Genomic DNA, 16,512 nt, shown 5'->3' with positions numbered 1-16,512 from the left:
CCGAGTCCTTCCGGGAGATCGACCGGCACCGTGCCGCGGTCGCCATCTACCAGAAGGAGTCCAAGCACCTCCAGACCCAGCCGCGCTTCGGCCATCTCGCCGACTCGCAGCAGAAGTTCGAGAAGGCGTGGCTGCGAACGCTGGAGCGCGGAGTGGCCGCCGAGGTCTTCCGCGCCGACCTCGACGTCCGGCTCACCTACCGCTTCGTCCGCGACACCGTGTGGGTCGCCGCGTCCTGGTACCGGCCGGGTGGACGGCACGGCCCGGAGGAGATCGCCCGCCAGTACCTGTCGATGGTGCTGGAAGGCATCGCTCTGCGCGCATCACCCCGCGAATGACAATGGAGACAGAGAGAAGGAGCGGCCATGGCCGACGCATACATCGTCGAAGCGGTACGCACCCCGGTCGGCAGGCGGAACGGCGGACTCTGCGCCGTCCACCCGGCCGACCTCGGCGCGCACGTGCTGAAGGCGCTGATGGAGCGCTCGGGCGCCGACCCGGCGGCCGTCGAGGACGTCGTCTTCGGCTGCCTGGACACCGTCGGGCCGCAGGCCGGCGACATAGCCCGTACCTCCTGGCTGGCCGCGGGTCTGCCGGAGGAGGTGCCGGGAGTGACGGTGGACCGCCAGTGCGGTTCCTCCCAGCAGGCCGTGCACTTCGCCGCCCAGGCGGTGCTGTCCGGGACCAGCGACCTCGTGGTCGCGGGCGGCACCCAGAACATGTCGCAGGTGCCGATCGCCTTCGCAAGCCGTCAGGCGGCCGAGCCGCTCGGGCTCACCGAGGGCCCGTACGCCGGGTCCGAGGGCTGGCGGGCCCGCTACGGCGACCAGCCCGTCAACCAGTTCCACGGCGCCGAGCTCATCGCCGAGAAGTGGGACATCTCCCGCCGCGACATGGAGGAGTTCGCGCTGCGCTCGCACCAGCGGGCGATCCGCGCCATCGACGAGGGCCGCTTCGACCGCGAACTCGTCGCCTACGGGGACGTGACCGCCGACGAGGGTCCGCGGCGGGACACCAGCCTGGAGAAGATGGCGGGCCTGCGGCCGCTGGTCGAGGGCGGCCGGCTGACGGCCGCCGTCTCCTCGCAGGTGTCCGACGGCGCCTCCGCCGTGCTGCTCGCGAGCGAACGCGCCGTACGGGAGCACGGGCTGACCCCGCGGGCCCGCATCCACCACCTGTCCGTCCGGGGCGAGGACCCGATCCGGATGCTGTCCGCGCCGATCCCGGCGACGGCGTACGCGCTGAAGAAGTCCGGGATGACGCTCGACGACATCGACCTGGTCGAGATCAACGAGGCCTTCGCCCCCGTGGTGCTGGCGTGGCTGAAGGAGACCGGCGCCGATCCGGAGAAGGTCAACGTCAACGGCGGCGCGATCGCTCTTGGGCACCCGCTGGGCGCCACCGGCACCAAGCTCATGACCACCCTGCTGCACGAACTGGAGCGCACGGGCGGGCGTTACGGCCTGCAGACCATGTGCGAGGGCGGGGGCCAGGCCAACGTCACCATCATCGAACGCCTCTGACGCGCACGGAGCCGGAGCCCCACGACCTGTCGTGGGGCTCCGGCTCCATGGGGCGCCCTTGGCGAACGCGACTGCCGGCGGGACCGCACCTGCGTGCCAGGTCGTGTGGTCCGTGCCTCAGCGCGAGTCCAGCACCGGTTCCGCGCTCCAGCGGTAGACGTGGGCGAGCCCCGGCTCCACGATCCCGGCGCCCGGCACCTCGCCGTCGAACCACCGGTCCACGCACGTCCAGTGGTAGGGATGGCTCAGATACTCCCCCGTCAGTCCCTCGACGTCCGCGTACTCCTGCTCCCATACGTGCGTCCACCGGGAGGGCGTGAGGGACTGGTCCACACGGCTCAGTGCCCAGGACCGGATGGTGGAGATGTGCTCCGGCATGGCGAGGAGATCCGCCTCCAGCCGGGCGACGAGACCGTCCGGCGTCCCGGGCCGGACCGCGAGCAGCAGCGTCCGCTTCACCCGCGGCCCGGACAACGGCACGGCCCCGCTCCGCACGGGGACGAGCGCCACCGTGTCGAGCGGTTCCGGCACGCCCAGCCCCGCAGCGATGACGGCGGGCGACTGATCCGCCGTCACGTCCCAGGTGGCGCCCGTACCTCCGAAACTGCCGGGCAGATCGGGCGCCGCCGAGGACGCCGACACGCCGGGGACCCCGCCCGCCGCGTCGTACGGCGCGGTCTCGCCGGCCGGGAGCAGCGCCACCCAGCGGGTCATGCCGCCCCGCCTTCCCCGTCGAAGCCGACCGGCTCCAGCACCTGGCGGTCACGGCTCAGCGCCATCTCGTCCGTGCGCGCCCAGAACTCGGCGACCCGCGGATCGCGGCCCGACGCGGCGCGCGCGGCGAAGAACGAGCCGCTGTCCGGCAGCGCCCACAGGATCCGGACGGCCGCCGTGTCCGGGCCGGTCCAGCCGCGCCAGACGCGCTCCGCGACCATGCCGCGGTCGCGGGCGCCGGGCAGGTAGTCGGCGCGCCAGCGCCGCAGCCAGCCCGCGACCTGGTCGCCCGGGAGGACGACGGTGTCGATGATCTGGACGCCGCTCATGACAGCTTCTCCAGGACCTCGCAGCGGTAGCGGTCGATCCGGTCGCGCAGTGCGCCCAGGCCGCGCGGGCCCAGGAGCCCGTCCGCGCCCCGGATGCGGGGCGCGATGACGAGGCGGGTCGCGCCCGCGTCGGTGAAGCCGCGCACCCATGACGGATCGGACTCGCGGTCGCGGTCGCGGGAGCCGGGCCACACCGTGATCTCCACGGCGTCCTCGTCCCGTCCCGCCTCGCGCGCCGCCCGGCGCATCAGCCCGGCCTGGCGGGCGAAGTCCTCCGGGCCGATCGTGTACGGGAACCAGCCGTCGCCGATGCGGCCCGCACGGCGGACCGCCGGGTCGCTGTTCCCGCCGAGGACGACGGGCACCGACCCGCTCCCGGGTCGCGGCAGGGAGTGCAGGCCGTCGAAGGAGACGTGGCGCCCCTGGTACGAGGCGGGGCCGTCGGCCCACAGTGCGCGCATCGCGCCCACGCACTCCTCCAGCCGCCGTCCCCGGTCCCGGTAGGGCACGCCGACGGCGGCGTACTCCTCCTTCTGCCAGCCGATGCCGAGGCCCAGCACCAGCCGGCCGCCGGAGTGCCGGTCGATCGTCGCGGCGCGCTTGGCCAGGACCACCGGGCTGTGCAGCGGGGCGACGATCATCGCGGTGCCGAAGCGCAGCGTGTTCGACGCCCCGGCGAGGAAAGCGATGGTCTCCAGCGGGTCGGGCATCGGAACGGACCCGGAACTCCCCGGGATCCGGCCGTCGGAGGAGTACGGATAGCGTGGTTCGTACCGGTCGGCGACGGCTACGTGCTCGACCGTCCACAGCGATTCGACGCCGGACTCCTCCAGCGTGCCCGCGAGGTCGCGGAGGAAGCCGCCCGAAGTGATCAGGCCGTCGCTGAACGGCGCCATCATTCCCAGTCGGAGCATGTCAGGCCCTCCCTCCCCGCAGCAGCCGGGCGCGGAGCTTCGCCAGCGTCGCGGTGTCCAGGCCGAGGCCCTCGCGGAGGTAGCCGTCGAGGCCGCCGTAGTCGTCGTCCATCTGGTCGAGAGCCGCGCCGAGGTAGTCCTCGCGGACCTCCTGGAGGGGGACGAGCAGGTCCGGGTTGTCCATCAGACCGGCCCGCCGCAGCCCTTCGCGGGTCCTGCGGTCCGCCTCGCGGCGGAAGTCGTTGGAGAGCAGGAAGTCGCGGGTCGCGGTGCCGGAGGGGACACCGACGGCGCGCAGCAGGAGAAAACTCATCCAGCCCGTACGGTCCTTGCCCGATGTGCAGTGGTAGAGCAGCGGGGCGGACTGCTTGCGGTGCGCGATGTCCCGCAGGACGGCGGCGAACCGGCTCCGGTTTCCGGGGCTGGTGACGAAGCTGCGGTAGATCGAGCGCATCAGCTCCTCCGCGTTTCCGTCGCCGAGCATCTCCTGCTGCCTGACGGGGTCCTTGGAGCCGATGGCCTCGATGGTCCGTGCGTACAGCCCGAGGTCGTTCACGGACCGGGAGATGAGGGTGACACCGTCCGGGAGGCGGTCCGCGCCGTCGTGTTCGACCTCCAGCGGGACCCGGAAGTCCACCACCGTGCGCAGGCCGAGTGCGGCGAGCGCCGAGACGTCCGAGTCGGTGAGCTCGCTGAGCGAGTCGCCCCGGTACACCTGGCCGTAGCGCACCTGACGGCCCTGCTCGGTGCGGTAGCCGCCCAGGTCGCGGACGTTCACCGCGCCCTGGAGCGCGATGTGGCGGGCGGCGCCGGTGCCGGGACGGAGGTCGGCGGCGGGGGCGGCGTCGGGCCGGGCCGTGGCGGCGGTCTGCGCCGTGGCGTCGGTCACGGCGAGGGAGGGGAGAGTGCCGAGGGCGACGGCGGAGATCACCGCGCCGGCCGTACGGCGGATGTGGGTGGCACGCATGAGATCAACTCCAAGTGGTGGGAGGTGACTTTCCCTGGCTGGAGCGGAGCGCGGCCCTTCAGCCCGCGACGGGCAGGGCGCGGAGGGTGGCGTGGGCCTCGGCCATGACGCGGTCGACGAGTTCGGCGCAGGACGGCAGATCGTCGATCAGCCCCGCGACCTGGCCGGAGGCCATCACCCCGAGGTCGGCGCGTCCCTCGACCATCGAGGCCTTGAGCAGCATGGGGGTGTTGGCCGCCAGCAGTACCTGACTCCAGGTCAGTTCCTTGCCGTGCTTCATCGCCAGACCGTCGCGGATCATCCGCGCCCAGCTCATGCCGGAGTCGCGCCGGAAGGCCGCGGCGTGGCGGACCGCCCGCAGCAGCGAGGCGGCCCTGCCCGAGCGCTCCAGCGCGTCGACCAGTTCGGTGCGCAGCATCCGGTGCGGGAGGCCGTCCACCTTCGTGGTGAGGGTGATGTCCTTGACGGTCGCGGCCAGGTACTCGGCCTTTACCTGGTCGGGGACGGTGCTGTCGGAGGTGAGCAGGAAGCGGGTGCCCATGGCGATGCCGGCGGCGCCGTAGGCCAGCGCGGCGACCAGGCCGCGGCCGTCGTGGAAGCCGCCGGCCGCGACGACCGGGATGTCGACGGCGTCCACGACCTGGGGGAGCAGGACGGTGGTGGCGACGTTCCCGGTGTGTCCGCCGCCCTCGCCGCCCTGCACCACCACCGCGTCGGCGCCCCACGCGGCGACCTTCTCCGCGTGCCGCTTGGCGCCGATGGACGGGATGACGACGACGCCCGCGTCCTTGAGCCGCGCGATCAGCTCCCGGGACGGGGCCAGCGCGAACGAGGCGACCTTCACGCCCTCGTCGATGATGATCCGTACGCGCTCGGCCGCGTCGCCCGCGTCCGCCCGCAGGTTGACCCCGAAGGGCGCGTCCGTACGGGACTTGACGTCGCGGACGGCGGAGCGGAGCCGGTCCACGGTCATGGTGGCCGAGGCGAGGATCCCGAGCGCGCCCGCCTCGGCGGCGGCCGAGACCAGGCGGGGGCCCGCCACCCAGCCCATACCGGTCTGGACGACGGGGTGCCGCACCCCCACGAGCTTCGTCAGCGGAGTCTCGATCCTGACGTCCGTCATGCCGTCGGCACCTCGCGCTCGCGCAGCCCCTCCGGGTCGATGACCTCACGGATGAGCCGCAGCTCCTCGGCGCTGGGCTCGCGGGTGTACGGGACCTCGTCGGGGACGGTGAGCGCGAAGCCGGTGGCCTCCGTCACCTGCTCGACCGTGACGCCGGGGTGCAGCGAACGCAGCCGCATCGTGCGGTCCGGGGTCTCGAAGTCGAAGACGCCCAGGTCGCTGATGACGTCCGGGATGCGGTGGAAGCGGGTCGCGGACGGGCCGGCCGCGGCGGCGCGGTCGTAGCCGACCCCGCAGACCATGTCGACCCGCTCGACGAACACCCGCGTCGAGTGCCGTGGCACCCAGTAACTCGTCGGGTTGTTCAGGGTGTTGACCGGCGCGCCGCGCACCCCCAGCAGCTGCCGCCGGGGCCGGGCCCAGTCGCCGATGCAGGAGATGTTCTGGTTGCCGTGCCGGTCGAGCTGGGCGGCGCCCATCATCACGTGCCGCCGCCCGGTGGCGACCAGGGCCAGGTGCCGGCGGTAGGGCAGCCAGCCCTCCACCACCCGGGCCTGGGCGCCGACCGCCGGCACGTCACCGATGAGCAGCGCCTCGCCGTCGGTCAGCAGCAGGTCGGGGGAGAAGGTCAGCTTCGCCAGCCGGGCTCCGATCGTCGGGACGGTGCCCATCGGGGTGGCCAGCACCTCTCCCGCGCCCCGCCAGGCCTCGGCGCAGGCCACCACGCAGTACTCGGCCCGCGTCGCCGTCGTCGTACCGGTGCCGCTCATGCTTCCTCCTTGTGGAACGCCGCCACCGCGGCCTGGTACGCGTCCTCGTCCCCGGACAGGAACCGCTCGGCGAAGGCCCGCCAGGCCTCGGGGTCGCGGGCGGCCCGGGCGTAGGCGCGCTGGAACGTCTCGTCGCGGTCGTGGTCCGGGGCGCAGGAGGTGAAGTGGGCGCCGTTCGGGGTCTCGACGACGCCGTTCACGAAAGCGCGCTTGACCAGCAGGGACTGCGGGCCGGAGTCCTTGAGCAGATCCGCGGTGTCCACGATCCGCTCGCAGGAGACGTACGCCTGGTCGGCGGCCTCGCAGAACAGGTCGTCGAAGTACGGGTCGGGGCCCAGGTACTGGGCGTTGCCGTGCGCGTCGGCGCGGTTGAGGTGGACGAGTGCGGCGTCCAGGCGCAGGGCGGGGACGGCGACGAGCTCCTCGCCGTCCTCGTACGGGGAGGTGACCGTCCGCAGCGACGGGTTGACGCTCATCACGTCCGAGGCGAGACCGGCCCGGACCGGCATGAACGGCAGCCGGTGCGCGGCCGCGGTCAGGCCCCACATGAACATGGCCTCGTCCAGCTCCACCATCTCGAACGCGCCGCGCTGCCTGGCCGCCCCGAAGTGGGGTTCCAGGGGCATGGAGTCGAGGGTCGCGAACGCCGCCACCAGCTTGCGGATCTTCCCCGCGGCGGCGAGCAGCCCGACGTCCGGGCCGCCGTAACTCACCACGGTCAGGTCGGTGACGTCCGAGCGCAGCAGCGCGCGCACCAGCGCCATCGGCTTGCGCCGCGAACCCCAGCCGCCGATGCCGATCGTCATCCCGCTCCGGAGGCGGCCGACCACCTCCTCGGCGGTCATCGTCTTGTCCCTGCTCATGACTGCTCCTCCTGCCCGGTGGTGGCGGAGGTGCCGAAGGTGTCGCGGACGCGGTCGGCGACGCCGCTGAGGCCCGCCTCGAAGGTGAACCCCTGCTCGAAGCGGTAGCTGCGGCGGACGTCCACCGGGTCGATGCCGTTGATCGCGGCCTTGGCGAGTCGGACCAGGTAACCGTCCTTGGCGGCGATCTCCCGGGCCAGCTCCAGCGCGGCGTCCATCAGCCGCTCGCGCGGGACGACCCGCCACACGGAGCCGTACTGCCGCAGCTCCTGCGCGGTGACGGTGCGCGAGGTGTAGTACAGCGCCCGCATCAGGTGCTGGGGGACCAGCCGGGCGAGGTGGGTGGCCGCGCCGAGCGCGCCCCGGTCCAGCTCGGGCAGGCCGAAGGTCGCGTCATGGGCGGCGACGACGGCGTCGGCGTTGCCGGCCAGGCCGACGCCGCCGCCCAGGCAGAAGCCGTGCACGGCCGCGACCACCGGGACCTCGCAGTCGTAGACCGCACCGAACGCCTCGTAGCAGCCGCGGTTGGCGCCGATCAGGGCGTCGTGCCCGGTCGCGCGCTGCATCTCCTTGATGTCGACGCCGGCGTTGAAACCGCGGCCCGCCGCGGTGAGCACCACGCAGCGCACCTTCGGGTCGGCCCCGGCGGAGCGCACCGCGGCGGCCAGCTCGTACCACCCCTGCACGGGGAGGGCGTTGACCGGCGGGAAGTCCACGGTGACGACGGCGATGCCCTCTTCCGGGGCGGAGGTGGAGACACCCATGAGCAGATCAGCTACCTTTCGACCAAACATTTGTTAGGCGGAAGATAGCAGCGGTCCGCGCACTGCGGGAGGTGTCCATTGGCAGCGATCATCGATCTGTCCGGGAAAGTCGCCGTCGTCACCGGAGGAACCCGGGGCGTCGGAGCGGGGATCACCCGCGCCCTGCTGGAAGCCGGTGCGCAGGTCGTGACCTGTGCGCGACGGACCCCGGACAAGCCGGTCGAGGCGGCCGGGCGCACGGCCCGCTTCCTCCCCCTCGACGTGCGCGATCCCAAGGCGGTCGGCGGGTTCTTCGAACAGGTGCGGAGCGAGTACGGGCGGCTGGACACCCTGGTCAACAACGCCGGGGGGACGCCCTTCCGGATGCTCGGCGAGGGCGGAGCGGAACAGCACGCCCGGATTGTCGAGCTGAACCTCGTCGCGCCGCTGACCGCCTCGCTCGCCGCCTACGAGGTGATGCGCCGGCAGAGCGGGGGCGGGTCGATCGTCATGATCGGCAGCGTCAGCGGGACCCGGCCGTCACCGGGCACCGCGGCGTACGGAGCCGCCAAGGCGGGCCTGGAGAACGCAGCCCGGTCCATGGCCGTGGAATGGGCGCCGCAGGTGCGCGTCAACACGCTCGTCCTCGGCATGGTCCGCACCGAGCTGTCCCATCTGCACTACGGGGACGAGGACGGCATCGCCGCCGTCGGCCGCACCGTGCCGCTCGGCCGGCTCGCCGAGCCCGCCGACATCGGCGACGCCTGTGTCTTCCTCGCCTCCGACCGGGCCGCGTACATCAGCGGCGCCGCGCTGCACGTCCACGGCGGAGGGGAGCGCCCCGCCTTCCTCGACGCCGCCACCGTCAACAACTGAGTTGGATTCGCTCACCTCGCTCACCGAAGGGACTCACCACCATGACCGGACTGTGCACCGGACGCGTCGCCGTCGTCACCGGGGCGGGCCGCGGGCTCGGCCGCGCGCACGCCCTCGCCTTCGCCGCCGAGGGCGCGAAGGTCGTCGTCAACGACCTCGGCGTCGGCCTCGACGGCACGGGAGGCGCCGACGGGCCGGCACAGCAGGTCGTCGACGAGATCCGCGCGCTCGGCGGGGAAGCGGTCGCCCACGGCGGCGACGTCGCCACCGCCGACGGCGCGGCCTCGCTCGTCGCCACCGCCCTGGAGGCGTTCGGCCGCCTCGACACCCTCGTCAACAACGCCGGATTCCTGCGCGACCGCATGCTCGTCAATCTTGACGAGGACGGCTGGGACGCCGTCATGCGCGTCCACCTCAAGGGCCACTTCCTGCCGCTCAAGCACGCCGCGGCGCACTGGCGCGCCGAGGCCAAGTCCGGCCGTACGCCCGAGGCCCGCGTGGTCAACACCAGTTCCGGGGCCGGCCTGCTCGGCAGTGTCGGCCAGGGCAACTACTCCGCCGCCAAGGCCGGGATCGTCGGCCTGACGCTCGTCGCCTCGGCGGAGATGGCGCGCTACGGCGTCCAGGTCAACGCCATCGCCCCGGCCGCCCGCACCCGGATGACCGAGCAGACCTTCGCCGACACCATGGCGGCCCCCGAGGACGGCGCGTTCGACGCCATGGCCCCGGAGAACGTCTCCCCGCTCGTCGTCTGGCTGGGCTCCTCCGCCGCCGCGGGGGTGACGGGCCGTGTCTTCGAGGCCGAGGCCGGACGGATCACCGTCATGGAGGGCTGGCGGCCGGGCCCCTCCGCGGACAAGGGCGCCCGCTGGACCCCGGCGGAGGCGGGCGAGACCGCCCTGAAGCTGCTGGCCACGGCGGAGCCGCCCCAGCCGGTGTACGGGGCGCGGTAGGAGGCGGCGGGGCTGCGGGGCCTGCGAGGCCTGCCGGGTCTGCGGGGTTTGCCGGGCAGGCCGGCCTGCCGGGCCGCCGGGCCTGTCGGGCCTGCCGGGGCCGCCCGACCCGTCAGCCGCTGGGCCTGTCGGGCCGCCGGGCCTGTCGGGCCTGCCGGGGCCGCCCGACCCGCCAGCCGCTGGGCCTGTCGGCCTGTCGGGCCGCCCGATCCGCCGGGGCCTCCGATCCCCCGAGCCGCCCGATCACCCGAGCCGCCCGATCCGCCGGGCCGACCGACCCGCTGGGGCGCTGGGCCTGTTGGGCCGACCGATCCGCCGGTTCGCTGGGCCTGCCGTTCCGCCGGGCCGACCGACCCGCCGGTCCGCTGGGCCTGACGGTCCGCTGGGCCTGACGGTCCGCTGGGCCAGCCGGGTTCGCCGGTGCCGGCGCCGGGGCGGAGGCTTCTGCGGCCCGGCCTGCCGTCATGGCGGTGCCCTCGTCGACGGGCCCGGGAGTCGCGGCCGCGGCTCCCGGGCCCGTTCCGCGTCTTCGCGTCGCCCCTTTCCCGGTCAGCGGGAATTCACGCTCCCGGCCCGGAGGGCACCCCGCTTAGCCTCCCGGCACAGCCCAACGCCCCGCAGAGGACCCCCATGCTCACCGACCCCCAGAGGCAGCGCGCGGCACAGATCCTGCGCTCCGCCGAGCACAGCCGTACGCCGGTCGCCCCGCTGACCGAGGCCTTCCCGGAGATCGGCACCGAGGACGCGTACGAGATCCAGCTCATCAACATCCGGCGCCGCGTCGGAGCCGGGGCCCAGGTGCGCGGTCACAAGGTCGGCCTGTCGTCCCCCGTCATGCAGCAGATGATGGGCGTGGACGAGCCGGACTACGGCCACCTGCTCGACGACATGGAGCTGAGCCAGGACCGCCCCGTGCCCGTCTCCCGTTACTGCTACCCGCGCATCGAGGTCGAGGTCGGCTTCGTCCTCGGCGACGACCTGCCGGGCGCGAACTGCACCCCGGCGGACGTGCTCGCCGCCACCGAACGCGTCGTGCCGGCACTGGAGTTGATCGACAGCCGGATCCGCGACTGGCGGATCACCATCGCCGACACCATCGCGGACAACGCCTCCTCGGCGGGATACGTCATCGGCGAGGGCCGCGACCCCCGCGGGCTCGACCTCAAGGCGATCGACGCGCGGCTCACCCACGGCGGTGAGCTGCTGGCCGAGGGCCGCAGCGACGCCGTACTCGGCGACCCGGCCGTCTCCGTCGCCTGGCTCGCCCGCACCGTGGCCCGCTTCGGCGTGCCCCTGCGGAAGGGGCACGTGGTGCTGCCCGGCTCGTGCACCCGGGCCGTCGACGTGACGGCCGGCCAGACCTTCACCGCCGAGTTCACCGGGCTGGGCCCGGTGTCCCTCTCGTTCACCTGAGGTGATGATGACCACCAAGACCAAGGCGAGCGCCGCGATCGTCGGATCGGGCAACATCGGTACCGATCTGCTCCACAAGCTGCAGCGCTCCCCGCTCGTCGAGCCCCGCTGGATGATCGGTGTCGACCCCGCCAGCGAGGGCCTCGCCCGCGCCCGCGACGCCGGTCTGGAGGCCAGCCCCGACGGCGTCGACTGGCTGCTCGCCCGGGACGAACTTCCCGACATCGTCTTCGAGGCCACCTCCGCCTACGTCCACCGGGCCAACGCCCCGCGCTACGCCGAGCTCGGCATCAAGGCGGTCGACCTGACGCCGGCGGCCGTCGGCCCCGCCGTCGTACCGCCCGCCAACCTGCGCGAGCACCTCGACGAGCCCAACGTCAACATGATCACCTGCGGCGGGCAGGCCACCATCCCCATGGTGTACGCGGTCTCCCGGGTGGTCCCCGTGCCGTACGCGGAGATCGTCGCATCCGTCGCTTCGGTCTCCGCCGGACCCGGAACCCGCGCCAACATCGACGAGTTCACCCGCACCACCTCCCGCGGCATCGAGACCATCGGCGGCGCCGAGCGCGGCAAGGCGATCATCATCCTCAACCCCGCCGAGCCACCCGTCATCATGCGCGACACCGTCTTCTGCGCGATCCCCGAGGACGCCGACCGGGCCGCGATCACCCAGTCCGTCAAGGAGGTCGCCGAGCAGGTCGCCGCCTACGTCCCCGGCTACCGGCTGCGCAGCGAGCCGCAGTTCGACGACCCGCGCCCCGAGAACGGCGGCATGGCACGCGTCGCGATCTTCCTGGAGGTGGAGGGCGCGGGCGACTACCTGCCGCCCTACGCCGGAAACCTCGACATCATGACCGCCGCCGCCACCAAGGTCGGTGAGGAGTTCGCCAGGGCGCTCCTCGCCCCGGGCGCGTAAGGAGCTCCCCGCATGCCCTACTCGCAAACCCTTGACATCCGCATCACCGACTCCTCTCTGCGCGACGGCTCGCACGCCAAGCGGCACCAGTTCACGGGCGAGGACGTACGGTCCGTCGTCGCCGCCCTCGACGACGCCGGTGTTCCGGTGATCGAGGTGACGCACGGCGACGGCCTCGGCGGCTCGTCCTTCAACTACGGCTTCTCCAGGACCCCCGAGCAGGAGCTCATCAAGATCGCGGTGGACACCGCGCGGCAGGCGAGGATCGCCTTCCTGATGCTCCCCGGACTCGGCGTCAAGGACGACATCCGCGCCGCCCACGGCAACGGCGCGAGCATCTGCCGCATCGCCACCCACTGCACCGAGGCCGACATCGCCGTCCAGCACTTCGGACTCGCCCGTGAGATGGGCCTGGAGACCGTCGGCTTCCTGATGATGGCCCACTCGACCACGCCCGAGAACCTGGCGCGCCAGGGCCGCATCATGGCCGACGCGGGCTGCCAGTGCGTGTACGTCGTCGACTCGGCCGGCGCCATGGTCATGGACGACGTCACCGCCCGGGTCGATGCCCTGGTCGCGGAACTCGGCGACGACGCCCAGGTCGGCTTCCACGGACACGAGAACCTCGCCCTCGGCACCGGCAACTCCATCGCGGCCATCAAGGCCGGCGCCCTGCAGATCGACGGCTCCACCCGCCGCCTCGGCGCGGGCGCCGGCAACACCGCCGTCGAGGCGCTGGTCGCGGTCTGCGCCAAGATGGGCATCCGCACCGGCGTCGACGTACTGAAGATCATCGACGCGGCCGAGGACGTCGTCCGGCCGGTGATGGACGACGAGTGCCGGCTCGACCGGCTCGCCCTGCTGATGGGCCACGCCGGGGTCTACTCCAGCTTCCTCAAGCACGCCTACCGGCAGGCCGAGCGCTACGGCGTCTCGGGCGCCGAAATCCTGCTGCGCGCGGGCGAGCGCCGCCTCGTCGGCGGCCAGGAGGACCAGCTCATCGACATCGCAGTGGAACTCGCCGCCCAGAACTGAGGCCGCCTGTCGCAGGCAGCCGACACCGGAGGGACAAGATGACTGCTCTCAACGACGAGGTCCGGGTCATCGACGCGGGCAGGCCGCCCGCCCGCTTCGCCCGGGGCTGGCACTGCCTCGGCCTCGCCGACGGCTTCAAGGACGGCAAGCCGCACGAGATCGAGGCCTTCGGCACCAAACTCGTGGTCTTCCAGGGCCAGGACGACGGCGAGCTGCACGTCCTGAACGCCTACTGCCCGCACATGGGCGGCAACCTCGCCCACGGCAGCATCAAGGGCGACGCGGTGGCCTGTCCGTTCCACGACTGGCGCTGGGCGGGCAACGGCCGCTGCGCCGGCATCCCCTACGCGCGCCGGGTGCCGCCGCGCGCCCGCACCCGCGCGTGGACCACCCTGGAGCGCAACAAGCAGCTGTTCGTCTGGCACGACCCCGAGGGCAACCCCCCGCCGCCCGAGGTCACCATCCCCGAGATCGCCGGCATCCACGGCCCGGACGCGGGCGAGTGGAGCGACTGGACCTGGAACACCCTCCGGGTCGAGGGCTCCAACTGCCGCGAGATCGTGGACAACATCGTGGACATGGCGCACTTCTACTACGTCCACTACGCCTTCCCGGAGTACTTCAAGAACGTCTTCGAGGGGCACGTGGCCACCCAGTACATGGAGTCCAGCCCGCGCGGCGACATGGAACTGGGCACGCTGAGCGCCGGCCGCCTGCGGTCCGACGCCTCGTACTACGGCCCCTCGTACATGATCGACTACCTCTACAGCGACGTCGGCGGCGGCCTGGAGATGGAGATCGTCCTGATCAACTGCCACTACCCGATCGACGAGAACAGCTTCATGCTCCAGTACGGCGCGATCGTCAGGCGACTCCCCGGGATGACGGACGAGCAGGCCGCCGAGGCCGCACGGGCCACCGCTCAGGGCGCGACCGTCGGCTTCGAACAGGACGTGGAGATCTGGAAGAACAAGACCCGGATCGACAACCCGCTGCTGACCGAGGAGGACGGTCCCGTCTACCAGATGCGGCGTTGGTACGAGCAGTTCTACGTCGACGTCGCCGACGTCAAGGACGAGATGGTGCGCCGGTTCGAGTTCGAGGTGGACACCGAGCGGGCCAACAAGGCCTGGCGCGCCGAGGTCGCCGACAACCTCGCCCGCCGTGGGACGGAGAAGAAGACGGAGCCCGGAGCCTGACATGCAGCCGGTGGAGTGCGTGACCTGCGGCAACCAGGTCCTCTGCGAGAAGTTCAGCCCGGCCCACACCTCGGTGCAGTGGACCGCCGACGCGGCCGTCGTCTGCACGGAGTTCCGCGGCCGGGTGCCCGAGGGCGGGACCACCGCCCGGATCCGGACGTGCCGGGCGCTGCGCAGGAGCATCGACCGCGCGGTCGAGGACGGCACCCTGGAGGTCGCCGATGTCTGAGCCGGCGACCGGACCGACGAGCGGGTCGCGCACGCACCGGCTGCGTGTCACAGAGGTGATCGCCGAGACGGCCGACGCGCACTCCCTGGTGCTCCAGGCGCCGCCGGAGAGCGCGGACCGCTTCGCCTACCGCCCCGGGCAGTTCCTCACCCTGAAGCTGCCCGGCGCGGACGGTCGGGCGGCCGCCCGCTGCTACTCCCTGGCCAGCTCACCGCACACCGGTGAGCCCATGAAGGTCACCGTCAAGCGGGTGGCAGGCGGGTACGGCTCCAACTGGGTCTGCGACCACGTGGCGGTGGGGGACGAGCTGGAGGCGCTGCCGCCCGCCGGCACCTTCACGCCGGACTCCCTCGACACGGACCTGCTGCTCGTCGCCGGGGGAAGCGGCATCACCCCGGTGCTGTCGATCGCCAAGTCGGCCCTGGCGAGGGGGCAGGGCCGACTCACGCTCCTGTACGCCAACCGCGACGAGTCCTCCGTAGTCTTCCGCGACGAGCTGCGGAGACTGGCCGAGGACCACCCGGACCGGCTGCTGGTGGTCCACTGGCTGGAGTCGCTCCAGGGGCTCCCCGTCGCGGAACGGCTGGCCGCCGTGCTCGCGCCGTACGCCGACCGCGAGGCGTTCGTCTGCGGTCCGGGGCCGATGATGGACGCCGCCGAGCAGTGCCTGCGCGCGCTCGGCGCGCCGGGCGACCGGATCCACCGGGAGCGGTTCTTCTCCCTCAGCGGCGACGTCTTCGAAGCCCCGGCCGCCGGGGAGTGCGCGCCGGCCGAGGGCGACAGCACGGCGGACGTGGAACTCGACGGCGAGACCCGCACGGTCGCCTGGCCGTCGGGCACACCGCTGCTCGACGTCCTCCTCGCCGCGGGGATGGACGCCCCGTACTCCTGCCGGGAGGGCGCCTGCAGCGCCTGCACCTGCAGGGTCGTGGCCGGCGAGGTGAAGATGCTCCGCAACGACGTCCTGGACGACCAGGACATCGCCGAAGGGTACGTCCTGGCCTGCCAGGCCGTGCCCCTCACCGACCAGGTCGAGATCACCTACTCCTGACACCGCAGGGGGCTCGAGGTCCCCGTCCCCGGAAGGAACAGGCCATGACCCGTACTCATCTGGTCACCGGAGCGGCCTCCGGCATAGGCAGGGCCACCGTGGACCTCCTGCGCGCACAGGGGCACACCGTGATCGGGGCCGACGTCAAGGACAGCGACATCTCCGCCGACCTGTCCACGGCCGAAGGCCGGGCCGAACTCGTCACCCGCGCCCGCGAGCTGACCGGCGGCCGCCTCGACGCCGTCATCTCCTGCGCGGGAACGGCACAGTTCGACCCGCTCACCATCAAGGTCAACCACTTCGGCGCCGTCGCCACCCTGGAGGGGCTGCGCCCGCTGCTGGCCGCCGGCACCGACCCCCGGGCCCTGGTCGTCGGCTCCATCGACTCCGTACACCCGACCGACCCCGCGATCGTGGACGCCGCGCTCGCCGGGGACGAGGAGGCGGCGGTGGCGGCTTCCCGGGCAGCCGTCGACCGCGGGGAAGGGCACCTCGTCTACTCCTCCTCCAAGGCCGCGATCTCCCGCTGGATCCGCCGCTCCGCCGTCACCGACGACTGGGCAGGGGCGGGCATCCCGCTCAACGCCGTCGGCCCCGGCGTGGTCATCACCCCGATGACCCAGCCCCTGCTGGACGACCCCGAGATGCTGAAGCTCGTCGAGCGGAGCGTGCCGATGCCGCTGCACGGCCACGCCCGCCCCGAGCGGATCGCCCCGCTGATCGCCTGGCTGACCTCCCCCGAGAACACCCATGTGACCGGGCAAGTGGTCTTCGCCGACGGCGGCGCCGACGCGGTCCTGCGCGGCGACAGCACCTGGTGACCACACACATCGAGGAGCTGAGCACCTTCGCCGCCTTCTCCAGCAGGGGGAGTCGCGGCCACCCGGCCTC

The 16,512-nt window shown here is 72.8% G+C and carries 19 protein-coding genes; 11 read left to right on the top strand and 8 right to left on the bottom strand.

All coding sequences use genetic code 11. The features are described from left to right. Window positions 1-338, top strand: a 338-nt coding sequence (locus H0H10_RS33190; protein WP_507227374.1) for a TetR-type transcription factor C-terminal domain-containing protein, incomplete at its 5' end; no start/stop codon positions are given. A 27-nt stretch (window positions 339-365) separates the two neighbouring features. After that, a complete protein-coding gene (locus H0H10_RS33185) occupies window positions 366-1,523 on the top strand; it encodes an acetyl-CoA C-acetyltransferase (protein ID WP_188184885.1) in 1,158 nt (385 codons plus the stop codon). Window positions 1,524-1,640: 117 nt separating this feature from the next. On the opposite strand, the gene H0H10_RS33180 is transcribed toward H0H10_RS33185, so the two are convergent. From H0H10_RS33180 to H0H10_RS33145, 8 genes are read right to left on the bottom strand one after another with little or no spacing between them, the layout of a single operon-like run. Then, window positions 1,641-2,237 carry a Dabb family protein gene (locus tag H0H10_RS33180; RefSeq protein ID WP_223180820.1) on the bottom strand — a complete coding sequence of 199 codons (597 nt, stop codon included), beginning with the start codon at window positions 2,235-2,237 and terminating at the stop codon, window positions 1,641-1,643. Then, window positions 2,234-2,566 (bottom strand): hypothetical protein, encoded by a 333-nt coding sequence (locus tag H0H10_RS33175; RefSeq protein ID WP_188184884.1) that lies wholly within the window; start codon window positions 2,564-2,566, stop codon window positions 2,234-2,236. Before H0H10_RS33175 ends, H0H10_RS33180 begins: the two co-directional genes overlap by 4 nt. Beyond that, complete coding sequence (locus H0H10_RS33170) at window positions 2,563-3,480, bottom strand: LLM class F420-dependent oxidoreductase (protein WP_188184883.1); 918 nt, start codon at window positions 3,478-3,480, stop codon at window positions 2,563-2,565. The genes H0H10_RS33175 and H0H10_RS33170 overlap by 4 nt, the downstream gene beginning before the upstream one ends. A 1-nt stretch (window position 3,481) precedes the next feature. Then, window positions 3,482-4,447, bottom strand: coding sequence for a tyrosine-protein phosphatase (locus H0H10_RS33165; RefSeq protein ID WP_188184882.1), 966 nt, complete (start codon window positions 4,445-4,447; stop codon window positions 3,482-3,484). A 58-nt stretch (window positions 4,448-4,505) separates the two neighbouring features. Then, window positions 4,506-5,570: an NAD(P)H-dependent flavin oxidoreductase gene (locus H0H10_RS33160; protein WP_188184881.1), complete on the bottom strand. Its 1,065-nt coding sequence runs from the start codon at window positions 5,568-5,570 to the stop codon at window positions 4,506-4,508. After that, complete coding sequence (locus H0H10_RS33155; RefSeq protein ID WP_188184880.1) at window positions 5,567-6,340, bottom strand: CoA-transferase subunit beta; 774 nt, start codon at window positions 6,338-6,340, stop codon at window positions 5,567-5,569. The genes H0H10_RS33160 and H0H10_RS33155 overlap by 4 nt, the downstream gene beginning before the upstream one ends. Then, complete coding sequence (locus H0H10_RS33150; RefSeq protein ID WP_188184879.1) at window positions 6,337-7,203, bottom strand: CoA transferase subunit A; 867 nt, start codon at window positions 7,201-7,203, stop codon at window positions 6,337-6,339. The genes H0H10_RS33155 and H0H10_RS33150 overlap by 4 nt, the downstream gene beginning before the upstream one ends. Beyond that, window positions 7,200-7,967 (bottom strand): enoyl-CoA hydratase family protein, encoded by a 768-nt coding sequence (locus tag H0H10_RS33145; RefSeq protein ID WP_188184878.1) that lies wholly within the window; start codon window positions 7,965-7,967, stop codon window positions 7,200-7,202. The genes H0H10_RS33150 and H0H10_RS33145 overlap by 4 nt, the downstream gene beginning before the upstream one ends. A gap of 78 nt (window positions 7,968-8,045) precedes the next feature. On the opposite strand from H0H10_RS33145, the gene H0H10_RS33140 reads away from it, so the two are divergent. The 9 genes from H0H10_RS33140 (at window position 8,046) to H0H10_RS33100 (ending at window position 16,442) form a co-directional block, all read left to right on the top strand. Next, on the top strand, window positions 8,046-8,822 hold the full coding sequence (locus H0H10_RS33140; RefSeq protein WP_188184877.1) for an SDR family oxidoreductase: 777 nt from the start codon (window positions 8,046-8,048) through the stop codon (window positions 8,820-8,822). A gap of 41 nt (window positions 8,823-8,863) precedes the next feature. Beyond that, window positions 8,864-9,775, top strand: coding sequence for an SDR family oxidoreductase (locus H0H10_RS33135; RefSeq protein ID WP_188184876.1), 912 nt, complete (start codon window positions 8,864-8,866; stop codon window positions 9,773-9,775). 630 nt (window positions 9,776-10,405) lie between these two features. After that, window positions 10,406-11,188 (top strand): 2-keto-4-pentenoate hydratase, encoded by a 783-nt coding sequence (locus H0H10_RS33130; RefSeq protein ID WP_188184875.1) that lies wholly within the window; start codon window positions 10,406-10,408, stop codon window positions 11,186-11,188. Between the two features lie 7 nt (window positions 11,189-11,195). Further along, the gene (locus H0H10_RS33125; protein ID WP_188184887.1) at window positions 11,196-12,107 is read left to right on the top strand and encodes an acetaldehyde dehydrogenase (acetylating); all 912 of its coding nucleotides are present in this window, start codon (window positions 11,196-11,198) and stop codon (window positions 12,105-12,107) included. Window positions 12,108-12,119: 12 nt separating this feature from the next. Continuing rightward, complete coding sequence (dmpG, locus tag H0H10_RS33120; protein WP_188184874.1) at window positions 12,120-13,142, top strand: 4-hydroxy-2-oxovalerate aldolase; 1,023 nt, start codon at window positions 12,120-12,122, stop codon at window positions 13,140-13,142. A gap of 38 nt (window positions 13,143-13,180) precedes the next feature. Next, entirely contained in the window at window positions 13,181-14,341 is a 1,161-nt protein-coding gene (locus tag H0H10_RS33115; protein ID WP_188184873.1) for a 3-ketosteroid-9-alpha-monooxygenase, oxygenase component, read from the top strand. Window position 14,342: 1 nt separating this feature from the next. After that, window positions 14,343-14,570 (top strand): hypothetical protein, encoded by a 228-nt coding sequence (locus H0H10_RS33110; protein ID WP_188184872.1) that lies wholly within the window; start codon window positions 14,343-14,345, stop codon window positions 14,568-14,570. After that, the gene (locus tag H0H10_RS33105; RefSeq protein ID WP_188184871.1) at window positions 14,563-15,621 is read left to right on the top strand and encodes a ferredoxin--NADP reductase; all 1,059 of its coding nucleotides are present in this window, start codon (window positions 14,563-14,565) and stop codon (window positions 15,619-15,621) included. Before H0H10_RS33110 ends, H0H10_RS33105 begins: the two co-directional genes overlap by 8 nt. Before the next feature lie 44 nt (window positions 15,622-15,665). Continuing rightward, the gene (locus H0H10_RS33100) at window positions 15,666-16,442 is read left to right on the top strand and encodes an SDR family oxidoreductase (protein ID WP_188184870.1); all 777 of its coding nucleotides are present in this window, start codon (window positions 15,666-15,668) and stop codon (window positions 16,440-16,442) included. Window positions 16,443-16,512 lie beyond the last annotated feature (70 nt).

Source organism: Streptomyces griseicoloratus, assembly GCF_014534645.1.
Lineage (GTDB): Bacteria > Actinomycetota > Actinomycetes > Streptomycetales > Streptomycetaceae > Streptomyces > Streptomyces griseicoloratus.
Note: the sequence above shows the minus strand (reverse complement) of the source record. Positions and strands in the feature narration are given on the sequence as shown.